The 12543-nt window shown below is 70.9% G+C and carries 16 protein-coding genes and 1 pseudogene; 10 read left to right on the forward strand and 7 right to left on the reverse strand.

Features of this window, described 5'->3' with window-relative positions; all coding sequences use genetic code 11:
* Positions 1-139 precede the first annotated feature (139 nt).
* Complete coding sequence (locus tag AC3IPY_RS04310; protein ID WP_489186920.1) at positions 140-1693, forward strand: HNH endonuclease; 1554 nt, start codon at positions 140-142, stop codon at positions 1691-1693.
* Positions 1690-1989 carry a putative quinol monooxygenase gene (locus tag AC3IPY_RS04315; RefSeq protein ID WP_489186921.1) on the forward strand — a complete coding sequence of 100 codons (300 nt, stop codon included), beginning with the start codon at positions 1690-1692 and terminating at the stop codon, positions 1987-1989. The genes AC3IPY_RS04310 and AC3IPY_RS04315 overlap by 4 nt, the downstream gene beginning before the upstream one ends.
* A gap of 288 nt (positions 1990-2277) precedes the next feature.
* Here AC3IPY_RS04315 and AC3IPY_RS04320 read toward each other — a convergent pair whose 3' ends face one another.
* From AC3IPY_RS04320 to AC3IPY_RS04335, 4 genes are all read right to left on the reverse strand, one after another.
* On the reverse strand, positions 2278-2934 hold the full coding sequence (locus AC3IPY_RS04320) for a CatA-like O-acetyltransferase (protein WP_489186922.1): 657 nt from the start codon (positions 2932-2934) through the stop codon (positions 2278-2280).
* A gap of 8 nt (positions 2935-2942) precedes the next feature.
* Positions 2943-3395: an SRPBCC family protein gene (locus tag AC3IPY_RS04325; protein WP_489186923.1), complete on the reverse strand. Its 453-nt coding sequence runs from the start codon at positions 3393-3395 to the stop codon at positions 2943-2945.
* 7 nt (positions 3396-3402) lie between these two features.
* Positions 3403-3978, reverse strand: coding sequence for a dienelactone hydrolase family protein (locus tag AC3IPY_RS04330; RefSeq protein WP_489186924.1), 576 nt, complete (start codon positions 3976-3978; stop codon positions 3403-3405).
* Positions 3979-4052: 74 nt separating this feature from the next.
* Entirely contained in the window at positions 4053-4619 is a 567-nt protein-coding gene (locus tag AC3IPY_RS04335; RefSeq protein ID WP_489186925.1) for a helix-turn-helix domain-containing protein, read from the reverse strand.
* 82 nt (positions 4620-4701) lie between these two features.
* Between AC3IPY_RS04335 and AC3IPY_RS04340 the strand changes: the two are divergent.
* The 5 genes and pseudogenes from AC3IPY_RS04340 to AC3IPY_RS04360 all read left to right on the forward strand — a co-directional run.
* A pseudogene (locus AC3IPY_RS04340) lies at positions 4702-5313 on the forward strand (NAD(P)/FAD-dependent oxidoreductase); the annotation flags it as partial.
* Between the two features lie 67 nt (positions 5314-5380).
* Positions 5381-5734, forward strand: a complete 354-nt coding sequence (locus AC3IPY_RS04345; protein WP_489188444.1) for a hypothetical protein — start codon at positions 5381-5383, stop codon at positions 5732-5734.
* A gap of 60 nt (positions 5735-5794) precedes the next feature.
* Positions 5795-6145, forward strand: a complete 351-nt coding sequence (locus tag AC3IPY_RS04350; protein WP_489186926.1) for a metallopeptidase family protein — start codon at positions 5795-5797, stop codon at positions 6143-6145.
* Positions 6146-6209: 64 nt separating this feature from the next.
* Complete coding sequence (locus tag AC3IPY_RS04355) at positions 6210-6788, forward strand: helix-turn-helix domain-containing protein (RefSeq protein ID WP_489186927.1); 579 nt, start codon at positions 6210-6212, stop codon at positions 6786-6788.
* Positions 6785-7369 carry a DUF6036 family nucleotidyltransferase gene (locus AC3IPY_RS04360; protein ID WP_489186928.1) on the forward strand — a complete coding sequence of 195 codons (585 nt, stop codon included), beginning with the start codon at positions 6785-6787 and terminating at the stop codon, positions 7367-7369. The genes AC3IPY_RS04355 and AC3IPY_RS04360 overlap by 4 nt, the downstream gene beginning before the upstream one ends.
* Here the strand turns inward: AC3IPY_RS04360 and AC3IPY_RS04365 are convergent.
* Positions 7269-8288, reverse strand: a complete 1020-nt coding sequence (locus AC3IPY_RS04365) for an EamA family transporter (RefSeq protein ID WP_489186929.1) — start codon at positions 8286-8288, stop codon at positions 7269-7271. The two genes, AC3IPY_RS04360 and AC3IPY_RS04365, sit on opposite strands and share 101 nt — an antisense overlap.
* Positions 8289-8360: 72 nt before the next feature.
* On the opposite strand from AC3IPY_RS04365, the gene AC3IPY_RS04370 reads away from it, so the two are divergent.
* Positions 8361-9305, forward strand: a complete 945-nt coding sequence (locus AC3IPY_RS04370; protein WP_489186930.1) for a LysR family transcriptional regulator — start codon at positions 8361-8363, stop codon at positions 9303-9305.
* Between the two features lie 211 nt (positions 9306-9516).
* On the opposite strand, the gene AC3IPY_RS04375 is transcribed toward AC3IPY_RS04370, so the two are convergent.
* Complete coding sequence (locus tag AC3IPY_RS04375; protein WP_489186931.1) at positions 9517-9951, reverse strand: tautomerase family protein; 435 nt, start codon at positions 9949-9951, stop codon at positions 9517-9519.
* An 84-nt stretch (positions 9952-10035) separates the two neighbouring features.
* Between AC3IPY_RS04375 and AC3IPY_RS04380 the strand changes: the two genes are divergently transcribed.
* Together AC3IPY_RS04380 and AC3IPY_RS04385 are read left to right on the forward strand one after the other, a co-directional pair.
* Positions 10036-10602 (forward strand): TetR/AcrR family transcriptional regulator, encoded by a 567-nt coding sequence (locus AC3IPY_RS04380; RefSeq protein WP_489186933.1) that lies wholly within the window; start codon positions 10036-10038, stop codon positions 10600-10602.
* Between the two features lie 195 nt (positions 10603-10797).
* Complete coding sequence (locus AC3IPY_RS04385) at positions 10798-11958, forward strand: N(5)-(carboxyethyl)ornithine synthase (protein WP_489186935.1); 1161 nt, start codon at positions 10798-10800, stop codon at positions 11956-11958.
* 289 nt (positions 11959-12247) lie between these two features.
* On the opposite strand, the gene AC3IPY_RS04390 is transcribed toward AC3IPY_RS04385, so the two are convergent.
* Positions 12248-12460, reverse strand: a complete 213-nt coding sequence (locus AC3IPY_RS04390; protein ID WP_489186936.1) for a hypothetical protein — start codon at positions 12458-12460, stop codon at positions 12248-12250.
* Positions 12461-12543: the final 83 nt, after the last annotated feature.

Consider the following 12543-nt stretch of genomic DNA (forward strand, 5'->3'; position numbering starts at 1 on the left):
TCTTCTCGTCGGGCTCCGTGCTTCTTCGACTCGTCCTCCACAGGCGCCGGTCGCGGCAGATTGTCCACAGGGAATAGTGCTGGTCAAGGCTGGTTTCTGATGGCCGATGAATGTCGGTGGGTCGTGATGGAATCGAAGCATGGAACCCCTCGAGACGCCGTCGGCAGGAGCGCCGCGTCCCGACGGCACCGCCGCAGAGCTCGAGGCCGAACTCGCGGCCGAACTCGCGGCGATCGTTGAGCTCGAGCGCGGCATCCGCGTGGCTCAGGCCGAGCAACTGCGTCTCGTGGCGCGCGCTCGCGACCGGGCGGCGCTGCTCGAGGGCGTGCACGACGGCAGCTCGTCGAGCGATCGCGAGTTCGCCACGCGCGCGTTCGTCGCCGAGCTCGCGACGAGGCTGGTCGTCTCCGGCGCGCGCGCGTCGGGCATGCTCGGCGACGCGATGCGGCTCGAACAGCTGCCGATCGCGGCCGCCGCGTTCGCCGCCGGCGACCTCGGGCTCGAGCAGGTGCGCACGATCATCGAGGTCACCACGGGCGCATCCGCGGCCCTGGCCACGCGCCTCGAGACGGAGGCCGTCGATCGTGCGGCTCGGCAGACCAATGCATCGCTGCGTCGAAGCCTGCTCCGATTGCGCGAGCGCCTCGAACCCCTTCCGCTCGAGCAGCGGCGTGCCGAGGCCGAGCTCGAGCGCCGCGTCTGCATCGAGCCCGCGCGCGACGGCATGGCCTGGCTCAGCGTGTTGCTGCGGGCCGAGCGCGCCCACGCCATCAAGGCGAGGCTCGACGCGATCGCGGTTCGCGCGGGTGATGCGGTCGTGGGTGGCCTGATCAGGGCGAATGCCGCGGGTCGCGCCGAAGGCACGGACTCCGCGAATGCCACGGGCGTCGCGGACGCGACGGGCGCCGCGGGCGTCGCAAACGCCACGGGCGTCGCGGACGCCGCCGATGCGCCAGACGCCGCGGGTCTCGCCGGCGCCCCGAACGACCCGAACGACCCGAGTGCCAGCCTCGGTGGTCGGGCTGACACGCGCACCTCGGCACAGCGCGCCGCCGACCTCGCGGCCGACCTCCTGCTGGCGGGCGAGCTGTCCGGTGAGCTGGCCGGCGAACTGTGCGCAGAAGGCGCCGGCGAGTTCGACGACCCTGCGCTCGCGCCGCTCGCACGGCTCACGGCGATCGGAGCCGTGGTGCCCCGCATCCTCGTGACCGTGCCGGTGCTCTCGCTGCTCGGCCACACCGACGAACCGGCCGAACTCGATGGCTACGGCCCGATCGACGCCGAGACCGCACGCAGGCTCGCGGCCCACGCGCCGAGCTTCCAGCGCATCCTGACGCACCCCGAGACCGGCGCCTTCCTCTCCTACGGGCGCACGACCTATCGGGTTCCCGCAGACCTGGCCGGCTACCTCGCCGTCCGCGACGGCGGTTGCCGGTTCCCGGGGTGCGGTCGCCGCGCCCGCCAGACCGACATCGACCACACCGTCGACTGGGCGCGCGGCGGGCAGACCGGCCATGAGAACCTCGCCCATCTCTGCCGCTCCCATCACCGGCTCAAGCACCGAACCCGCTGGCGCATGACGCAGGAGCCCGGGGGCGTCATCCGCTGGACCTCACCGACCGGCCACGTCACGCGCACCTACCCCGAGCGTCCGTTCGGAGCGCTCTCGGCGTCGATAGACTCGCCCGCGTGACAGAACCCATCAGCATCGTCGTCGAGATCACCACCCTGCCGGGGCAGGGCGAGCGGCAGCGGGAGGCCTTCCGAACGCTCGCGCCGCTCGTTCGCGCGGAGCCCGGATGCCGTCGCTACGAGCTCTACGCCGTCGAAGACGAGACCGACCGATTCGTGATCCTCGAGGAGTGGGAGTCCCAGCAGGCCATCGACGCCCACGACGTCGCACCCCACATGGTGGCCGCCGACGCTGCGAACCGCGCGTTCCGCGCCGGTCCCGCCCGAGTCCAGAAGTTGGCCCCGACCGGCCTCTAGAACTGCTCGTCTCCGTGGCGCTCGGTATGCGAGACAGCCCGCTCACCGAGAGCGAGGGGCGAGGTGTTGCGGGCATCGGCCGGCGAGGGCGACGATCGACGACATCGCGCCGGAGTGCTCCCTCTCGACGAGCACCGTGGGCAACTCCCTCGAGGCGTTCACCGTCGCACGCGATCGCGGCTGGCCCTGAGCGCAGCGACGAGCAGCCTCTCAGCGAGCGGATGCCACGCGCTCACGCGCTCACGCGCTCACGCGCTCACGCGCTCACGCGCTCACGCGCTCACGCGCTCACGCGCTCACCCAGCTCGGCTCGGCGAACAGCTCCTCGAGCTCGCGCACGAGTCGTGCCGTGTGGAATCCGTCGGCCGCCGCATGGTGGATCTGCACCGCGATCGGCATGAAGACGCGCTCGCCGCGCTCGATGTAGCGCCCGAGCGTGAAGATCGGCAGTAGGTGGTCGGTGCCGCCGTCGATCTGCAGGGTGAACCCGGTGAAGCTCGTCCACGGCAGGCTCGACACGTCGAACGCGTTCGGCGGCAGCTCGCCCTGCGGGAACATCGTGGTCGCGCTCGCCGCGCCCGCGAGCAGTTCGGCCGCACGGTCGTGGAAGCGCCCGAAGTCGGCGTCGTACGTCGCGAACACCGCGGCGAACGTCTCGCGCTCGGCATTGAACACCGTGAAGGCGGGGTGCACGACCGGCCAGACGGCCGGCTCGCCGGCCTCGGTCAGCGCCAAGCGGAACTCGCGGTGTCGGTTCACGACCGTCGCGATCGCCCAGATCTGCGCGACGTACGTCTTGCGCGACGACGTGCGCAGCGCTGCGGCGAACGCGGTCACGTCGAGCTCGACCGTGATCGCGTAGGTGCACGGCACCCGGTGGTGGTAGTGCTCGAACGTCTCGCGGCGGTTCCAGGTGTCGAGGTCGATCGGGTCGGGAGTGCTCATCGTGCGATTCACGATACTTCGAGGCGCCGCGCGAGCACCTTGGCGCGCTCGAGCTGCACGGCGCGGGCACGCGACGCCGCGAAGCGGAGCAGGCCGAACGGCGCACGCAGGTCGAGCGTGTCGATGACGCGCGAGCCCGCGGCATCCGCTCGGATGTCGTATCGATACCGCATGCGAACGCGACCGGGGCTCACCACGTCGCCGCCGACGACGAGCGCCGCCGGGTCGGTGTCGTCGAGCCCGAGCGTGACGTCGATGGCGTTGTCGAGATGACGCCCGAACGGCAGCGGGAAGCGCTCGACCGCGACGTACCGGCTCGCCGTGCCGTCGCGCGCGATGTCGCGCACCTCGACGACGAGCGGCGAGAGGCCGACGTAGTTGCGCGGCTCGGCGAGGTGCTCGGCGATCTCGCGGGGTGCGGCACGAAGCGCGAACTCGTGGCGCATGCGGCGTTGGGGCATCGGGCTCTCAGCCGACCCGCGCGAGGAACTCGAGCACACGCTCGGTGAGCAGTCGCGTCGCCGCGGCGTCGTAGCTCGGCAGGCTGGAGTCGGCGAAGTAGTGCTGGTCGCCGGGGTAGAGGAAGAGCTCGACGGCGTCGGATGCCGCGACGAGGGCGCGTGCGGCGTCGACATCACCCTCGTCCATGAAGATGGGGTCGCCCTCGGCGCCGTGGATCTGCGCGGGCAGCCCCGCCGGCCACGTGCCGAACTCGTCGGCCGGCACGCAGGAGTAGAAGAACAGCGCACCCTTCGCCCCGGGCCGGGTCTGTGCGAGCATCTGCGCCGGCAGGACGCCGAGCGAGAAGCCCGCGTAGACGAGTCCGTTCGGCAGCGCTTCAGCCGCGCGCTCGCCGCGGGCCATGATCTCGCCCCAGCCCACCTCGCGGGCGTAGCCGACCCCCTCGTCGATCGAGCCGAACGTGCGCCCCTCGAAGAGATCGGGCGCGTGCACCGTATGGCCCGCCTGGCGCAGTTCGTCGGCGAAGGCGCGCAGGCCCTCGTTGGGGCCGAGCGCATGGTGGAAGAGCAGGACCTCTGACATGTGCGTGACGATACTCGCGGGGTGCGACAGTGTCGACAGCCCGGTGTCGACAGCGCAGTGTCGACAGGGGCAGGTCACGCGGACGTGCGCGTGTGCACCCGCGCGCCGTCCGCGTTGAAGAGGCACAGCACTTCGAGCATGTCGGGGCCGGGGTTGGCGTACCCGTGCGGCACCCGGGTGTCGAACTCGGCGGCCTCGCCGGCCTCGATGATGAGGTCGTCGTCGCCGAGGAGCAGCCGCATGCGCCCCGAGATCACGTAGACCCAGTCCCAGCCGGGGTGCACGAACTGCCGGATGGGCTTCTCGGGCGTCGGCGGATGCACCTGCTTGAACGCCTCCCACGACCCGGAGCCGCCCGAAAGCGGCACCGTCACGACGCCGTGCCGCAGCCGGGGTCGCGGGTGGATGCGCGGATCGCCGAGGGCCGGGGCCCCGACGAGGTCGTCGAGCGGCAGCCGGTACAGCCGTGCGAGCGGCAGCAGCAGGTCGAGCTGCGCCCGCCGCGAACCGGACTCGAGGCGCGACAGGGTGCTCGTCGAGATGCCGCTCGCCTCGCTCACCGCGCGCAGCGTCATGCCCCTGGACTCGCGGATCGCGCGCAGCCGTTCGCCGATTCCGGCCAGTTCGTCGCGCTGCTCCATGCTGCTGTTCCCCGCTGCTCGCTGTTGCTGTTCCGGCAATCAGTATTGCTGTTCCGTCGGGTGCCGCGCAAGCATTGACGGCATGGACACAGCACAGGAACGAGCGGATGCCTCGAGCACAGCGGATGCCTCGGGCACAGCGGACGTCGTCATCGTCGGCGGAGGCCCGGCCGGCCTCAGCGCGGCACTCTCGCTCGGGCGAGCGCGTCGACGGGTCGTCGTGGTCGACGAGGGCCGGCCCCGCAACAGGACCGCCGCCCACATGCACGGGGTGCTCGGCCACGACGGGCTCCCGCCGCTGCGGCTGCGCGAGCGCGGGCGCGAGGAGGCCGCCGGCTACGGCGTGCGGTTCATCGACGGCGGGGTGTCGGCAGCCCGAGCGGGTGACGACACCGGGCAAGCCGGCACCATCGCGGCCGGCGCCATCGAAGCCGGCACCATCGAGGTCGACACCGCGGAGGGCACGATCCGCACCCGCCGACTCCTCGTCGCGACCGGCCTCGAGGACGTGCTGCCCGACATCCCCGGCTTCCGCGAGCAGTGGGGTCGCGGCGTCGTCGTCTGCCCGTACTGCGACGGATGGGAGCACCGCGACGACGTCATCGGCATCGTCGCGACCTCACCGCGCAGCGTCGAGCAGGCGCAGCTCCTGCGGCAGTGGTCGGACCGGGTCGTGTACTTCGAGAACGCCGTCGGCGAGGCATCCGCCCTCGAACTCGAGCGACTGGAGGCACGCGGCATCCGCATCGAAACCCGGGGCCGTGACCGGCCTCGTCATCGATGGCGCAGACCGTCTCGCGGGCGTGCAGGTCGGCGGGCGCGTGGTCGCCGTCGGCGTGATCTTCACCGGCCCGACGCTGCGCCCGCGCGATGCCCTGCTGCGCTCGCTCGGGGCGGCGACGACGGATGCCTCGGGCGGGGCCGGACCCGAGGGCTGGGTCGAGATCGACGACGACGGGCGCACCTCCGTGCCCGGCGTCTGGGCGGTCGGCAACGTCGTGAACCTGCGCGCGAACGTCTCGGTGTCGCTGGGCCTCGGCTCGCTCGTGGCCGGGGCGCTGAACGCCGACCTCGTGGCTGACGACATCGCCATGGCGGTGGCATCCGCTCGGTGATCGGAAGCGCTCAGGGCGAACATCGCCCCCGTGTCGAAGTGCCGCGCGCAGAATGGGCTCATGGTCGAGATCTCCGATGACGAGTTCGAGCGCATGGTCGCCGACGTGTTCGACGCGCTGCCCGACGAGATGGTGAAGGGGCTCGAGAACGTCGCGATCCTCACCGCGAACCAGCCCGTCAACGAGCGTCCGCGCCTCTACGGGCTGTACAGCGGTCGCCCGCTGAAGACGCGCGGGGTCTACGGCTACGGCGAGCTGCCCGACCGCATCACGCTGTTCAAGAACACCATGCAGGAGCACAGCGCCGACCTCGACGCGCTGCGCGCCCGGGTGCGCATCACGCTCGTGCACGAGATCGGCCACTACTTCGGGCTCGACGACAAGCGGCTCGGGGAGCTGGGCTGGGCGTAGTCGTTGCCCTAGCAGCAGTAGTGGCTGTTATGATGAGGTATACCGAATCATAAGTGAGGTGAGCATGGCCGAGATCGCAACGTTGGTGCGTTCCGCCCGGCGTGCTCGTCGCTACACGCAGCGGGAGCTCGCTCACCGAGCGGGGCTCTCGCAGAGCCGTGTCGCCCTCGCCGAGAGCGCGGGCGAAGACCCACGGTTCGCGACGGCGACGCGCCTGCTCGCCGGCGCGGGCCATCGCCTCTACGCGGCACCGACCACGCGCGACGACGTCGCGACCGTCGCGGCTGATATCAGGCACGCGCTCGGGCGCGACGACGTCCGGTCCGCGTTCCGCGCCTTCATCCAGATGAACGACAACCTCGTCGCCGAGCGAGGGCTGCTGCGCGGCGTGTTGGCGATCACCGAGCCCGAATCGACGGGATCCAAGACGTGGGATGCCGCCATCGCAGCCCTCGTCGACTACCGCCTCGGGCACGCGGGTGTTCCGGCACCCGAGTGGACGAGTGCGCGCGAGCGTCGCCTCGAGCGAGCCCGGCCGCTGGCGGTCGATCCGGCCGATCCGGTGCCGCCGCGCTCGGCCGTGCCCGAGGAGTTCCTCGAGCATGGGGTGCTGGTCTGGCGGGACTCCCTGGAGAGCGTGTGATCCTGCTCGACCGAGATGACCTGATCGACGGGCTCCGCGAGCTCGTCGCCGAGCTGCACGCGGCCGGTCATCCGATCGGGCTGCGCATCATCGGCGGCGGGGCACTCGCGCTTCGGCACTTCGACCGGCGTACCACGGTCGATGTCGATGCCGTGCAGGTGAGCCCGGGCAACGAGTCCGAGGTCGTCGAGGCTGCCGAGCGCATTGCCGAGCGGCGGGGATGGCAGCTCGACTGGCTGAACTTCAAGGCCGCGCAGCTTGCGCCATGGTGGGGACGAGACATCCGATGGGAGCCGATCCATCACGACGACCTCGTGACGATCGAGGTCGCACCCGCCGACGCACTGCTCGCGATGAAGTTGAAGGCCGGCCGGCCCGGGCGTGACACCGACGACATCCGCCAACTGCTCGCGTTGTGCGGTGTCGAGTCGGTGCAGGCCGCAGACGATCTCTTCGGCGAGTTCTACCCCGGCGACGCGCTCACTGATCGAACCTGGGCGATGGTGCAGCGGATCCTCGCCGATGGGCCCCTCCATCCGCCGGTGTCGCCGCCGCCGGCAGACCTGTGGCCCCGGTCATAGCGGCGTCGAGGCTGACCGGTTCGGGTGCGGATGCCGCGTGCTCGGCGCGCTTCCGCGCCGCTGCGTTCGCGATGAATACCCCGGCGACGAGCACGAGCCCACCGATCGTCTCCCAGAGGTTCGGCACCTGCCCGAGCAGCAGCGCTGCAGAGGCCATCGCGACCACCGGCGCGAGCAGCACCCACGGCACGACCGACGCGGAGCGGTTTCGTGCGAGCAGCGCGTTGAAGATCGCGTAGCCGACGAGGGTGCAGAGCCCAGCCGTGTACAGCGTCGAGAGGATCGGGCGCCAGCCGAACGCTGCGATGCCGGCGGCGATCGCGTCGGGCCCCTCGATGAGCGCCGACAGGCCGAGCGCCGGCAACGGCACGACGAGCGACGACCACACCGTGAGGGAGAGCGCGCCGAGTCGCTTGGCGGGCGCGACCACACCGGCCTGGCGCGAGATGACGTTGCCGATCGCCCACGAGAGGGCGGCGAGCAGGCACAGCACGACCGCGAGCACCGGCGCATCGCCGCCGCGACCGAGGGCGACGACGCCGAGCCCGACCGTGCCGACGAGCACGCCGATCGTCTGCACACGACTGGGGCGCTCGCGCAGGGCGAGCGCCGCGACCACGATCGTCAGCACGACCTGCGCCTGCAGCAGCAGGGCCGCGATGCCGGGCTGCAGCCCCAACGAGATCGACGTGTAGAGCAGGGCGAACTGGCCGAGGCTCATGAAGAGCCCGACGCCGACGACGGTCTTCCAGTTCGCGAGCGGGCGTGGCACGACGACCACCGCGAGTGCGACGATCGCGAAGCGCACGGCGACGAAGAAGAGCGGCGGGATGCCGTGCATGCCCCAGTCGATCACGACGAAGTTGAAGCCCCACAGGGTTGCCACCAGGGCGGCCAGGAGCATGTCGCGTCTCGTCATGGATTCAGGTTGGCTCGCGGCATCCGGAAACACCAGCGATCATTTCTCCGACTGATTCGGTAGCATCGCTGCATGATCGATCTCGAAGCCGTCGTCGCGCTGCGGGCCGTGGCCACGAACGGCAGCGTCGCGGCGGCGGCCGACTCGCTCGGCTTCACGCCCTCGGCGGTGTCGCAGCAGATCAAGCGCCTCGAGCGCGGCACCCGTGTCGCGCTCCTCGAGCGAGTGGGCCGTGGCGTCGTGTTGACCGATGCCGGGCGTCGGCTCGTGACCTCGTCGTCGACCGTGCTCGCCGACCTCGAGCGCATCGAGGCCGACCTGCACCTGGCCGGCGGCAGCAGTGGGGCGGATGCCTCCGGCGACGCCGGCCGCCGAGTCACCGGGGAGGTGCGCCTCGGCGCGTTCTCGTCCGCGGTGCGCGGCCTGCTCGTCGATGTGCTGCCCGGCCTGCGTGCCGCGCACCCCGACCTGCGGGTGCCGCTGCGCGAGAGCGAGCCGTGGGAGACCGTCGCGCTCGTGGCATCCGGTCAGCGCGACCTCGGCATCGTGCACCGGTGGGGCGGGCTGGCGCTCGCGATGCCCGAGCACCTCGTCGAGACGCCCCTGTTCACGGATGTCGCGGACGTGATCCTGCGCCACGATCACCCCTTGGCCGATCGGCGCGAGTTGACGCCCCTCGACCTCGCCCACGAGGAATGGATCGCGACCTTCGACTCGACGATCTGCCGGCAATGGCTGCGCCGCCTCTTCGACGGCGTCTCGAACGCGCCGCGCATCGTGCACGAGTCCATGGAGTTCGAGAACCACCTCGAGCTCGTGCGGGCGGGCCTCGGCGTCGCGCTGGTGCCGCGCATGGGGCGGCCGCCGTTGCATCCCGATCTCGTGGCGGTGCCGACCGTGCAGCCGGCGTCGACGCGCGACATCGCGGCGGTGCATCGGCGCAGCCAGGCCGACTCGCCCGCGCTGCAGGCAGTGCTCGATGCGGTGCGGGCAGCGGTGGCCGGGCGCGCCGACTGACGGGCCTCATCGGCGTCGGGCGCTCACCCCCACGGGGCGGCGCACGGCGCGGTCGGCGAGCCGTTGAGCACCGGACGGAGCAGCGGCGCCAGCGCCTTCAGCACCGCAGTCGATGCGTCGCCCGTTCCGCCGTCACCGTTGCCGAGCATCGCCAGGACCGCACCGGTCAGCGCCCCACTTCAGGGGTGGGCCGGTGGGCGCACGACCGCGCTCAGCTGCCCGACTGCAACCGACCGATCTCGGCGCGAGCCGCCGCGACGATCTCGTCGTTGGTGTGGGCGTGACCGAAGAGGCCCCATCCGCCGGGCGCGGCCTCGGTGAGCAGCACCCACACGCGTTCGGTCGGGATGTGAGCGTCGGATGCCTCGACCACGAGTGCGGTGAGCTCGGCCACGACCGCGAGCTGCTTGTCGCGGTCGAGTGCCCCGGCGTTCGTGAGCACCTGAACGCGAACGTGATCGCCCGCCCCCGCGGCATCCGAGATCGCAGTGGGTTCGAGCTCGTGAACGAAGGCGGCCGTGTTGTTGCGGAACATGGGGATGTCGGGCACCTGCTCGACGTTCTTCACGATGTTCGCGGCGCGCTCGGCGAGGTCGTGGGTGTCGGCGAAGGTGCCGCGCGGAGCGTAGAGATCGATCATCGGCATGGTGGAACCCCCGGTTCAAGAAATATGATGCTCGTCATAACTGTAGATTATGACGAGCATCGTAGTCAAGGCTCAGGAGGGCACATGGCCACCGACACCCGACGTCGCATGATCGACAGCGCCGCCGTGCTCGTCGCACGCCACGGTTCACGTGGCACCTCGTTCACCGAGGTACTGGAGGCATCCGGCGCCCCGCGTGGTTCGCTGTACCACCACTTCCCGCAGGGCAAGGAGCAGTTGGTGCGCGCCGCGGTGGAGGCGGCCGGCGACCGGTCGCTGGCTCAACTCGCCGAGTTCGACGGCCTGCCAGCCGGCGAGGTGGCCTCGCGGTTCTTCGGCATGTGGCGGGCGCTGCTCACCGCGACAGATTTCGGCGTCGGATGCGCCGTGGCCGCCGTCACGGTCGACGCCGAGTCAGGCGATCTGCTCCAGGGTGCCGGCGAGGTGTTCCGCTCGTGGCGCGGGCGCCTCACCGAACTGCTCATCGCCGGCGGCGTGGCATCCGACCGTGCGGCCGGCTTGGCGGCGCTGCTCCTCGGGGCGAGCGAGGGCGGCGTGCTGCTGGCGCGGGCCGAGCGCGACATCGCCGTGTTCGACGCGGTGGCGGCCGAGACGGTCGCGGCGGTCGAGGCTGCAGTCGAGGCGGCGTAGGCGATGTCCGAGTCGCGGATCTGCATTCTGCGCGCGGCCTCACCGCGACCTGCGATCGCGCGAACGTCCGTGACGTACCCTCAGGGAAGGACGCCGGTTCGACGGACGGCGGTTCACCCGTGGTCCACACCTGCCATGACGGATGCCGGTGAGCGAGCTCGAGCCGACACCGGCAGCCGCACAACTGGAGCCCACATGAACACGCCGACACCCGCTCTGCTCACACTCGGGGTGTTGGTCACCTCGCGCAAGACCGACGAGCGGCGACTGCCGATCCATCCCTCCCACCTCGAGCGGATCGACGCCGACCTGCGCGCGAACATGATCCTCGAGCACGGCTACGGCGAGCGTTTCGGCTTCTCGGACGAACAGCTCGCTCCGCTGGTGGGCGCGATGGCCACCCGCGAGGCCATCATCGCCGAGGCCGACGTCATCGCCCTGCCGAAGCCGCTCGCATCCGACCTCGCCGATTTCCGAGACGGACAGGTGCTGTGGGGCTGGCCGCACTGCGTGCAGGACCGGGACATGACCCAATACGCCATCGACAAGGGCCTCACGCTCATCGCGTGGGAGGCCATGAACCACTGGAAGGCCGACGGCGGGTTCGGGCTGCACGTGTTCCACAAGAACAACGAGATCGCGGGGTACTGCTCCGTGCTGCACGCCCTGCAACTGTGCGGCTCGACGGGCGACTACGGGCGGCGGCTCAACGCGGTGGTGATCGGCTTCGGCGCGACCGCGCGCGGCGCCGTCACCGTGTTGAACGCGCATGGCATCCACGACGTGCGCGTGCTGACCAACCGCGACACGGCGGCCGTCGGCTCCCCGATCCCGTCCGTCGACATCATCCAGTTCGAACACGACCCCGAGGCGCCGTTCGCGAGCACCGTGAACACGGAGGACGGCCCGGTCCCACTCGCCCCGTTCCTCGCCGCGCACGACATCGTCGTCAACTGCACCCTGCAGGATCCGAACGCACCGCTCACCTACCTGCGCACCGAGGACCTCGGGGCCTTCCGCCCCGGCAGCCTCATCGTCGACGTCTCGATCGACGAGGGCATGGGATTCGAGTGGGCGCGGCCCACCTCGTTCGCCGACCCGATGTTCACGGTCGGTGATTCGACCAACTACTACGCCGTCGATCACAGCCCGTCGTACCTGTGGAACTCGGCCACGTGGGAGATCAGCGAAGCCCTGATGCCGTTCCTCCGCACCGTGATGGAGGGCCCCGGGGCGTGGGCCGAGTCGGACACGATCAGCCGTGCGATCGAGATCGAGGGCGGTCGCGTGCGCAACGAGGCGGTCCTGCAGTTCCAGGGGCGCTCGGCCGAGTACCCGTATCCCGCGCTCGTGTGAGCGTTACGGGGTGATGGTGGCAACTCCTTGGCTGGCGTCGTAACGCTCGTGGCGTGCACGCAGCGCCGTGGCAGCTGGTATGCCGGCCTTGAAGATCGTGGAGTCGCTGTCCCGGTGGTCGAGTGGCGCCGCGAAGCGACGCGTATCGAGACCCGGCCGCCCATTTCGGCTCGTGGTACGCGGACCCGCAGTCGGGGCGCGCCCGCAGGAACCTCAGCATGATGACCTTGCGCACCTCGGCGCGCTTGGCTGCCTCGATCACGTTCGCGGTGCCCTCGACGTGGACCCGTTAGGTCTGGCCGCCGATCTCGCGGTTGATGCCCGCGCAGTGCGCGACGACCTCGCACCCCTCGAACGCCTGCGTGAGCGCGTCGACGTCCCCGGTGTCGACGCCGGTGCGCCTGAAGATGATGACGGATGCCTCGGGCCCGAACTGTTGGGCCAGGGGGCGTCCGACGAAGCCGGCGCCGCCGGTGATCGCGGTGCGTGGGTGGTGGGGCATGTGGCGACCCTAGGATGCGGGCGGCTCAGTGGATCGGAGCGGTACCTCGTCGGCCTTGGTGACTCACCTTGGCCGACATCGAG

This window comes from Agromyces sp. GL_144, from assembly GCF_057834305.1.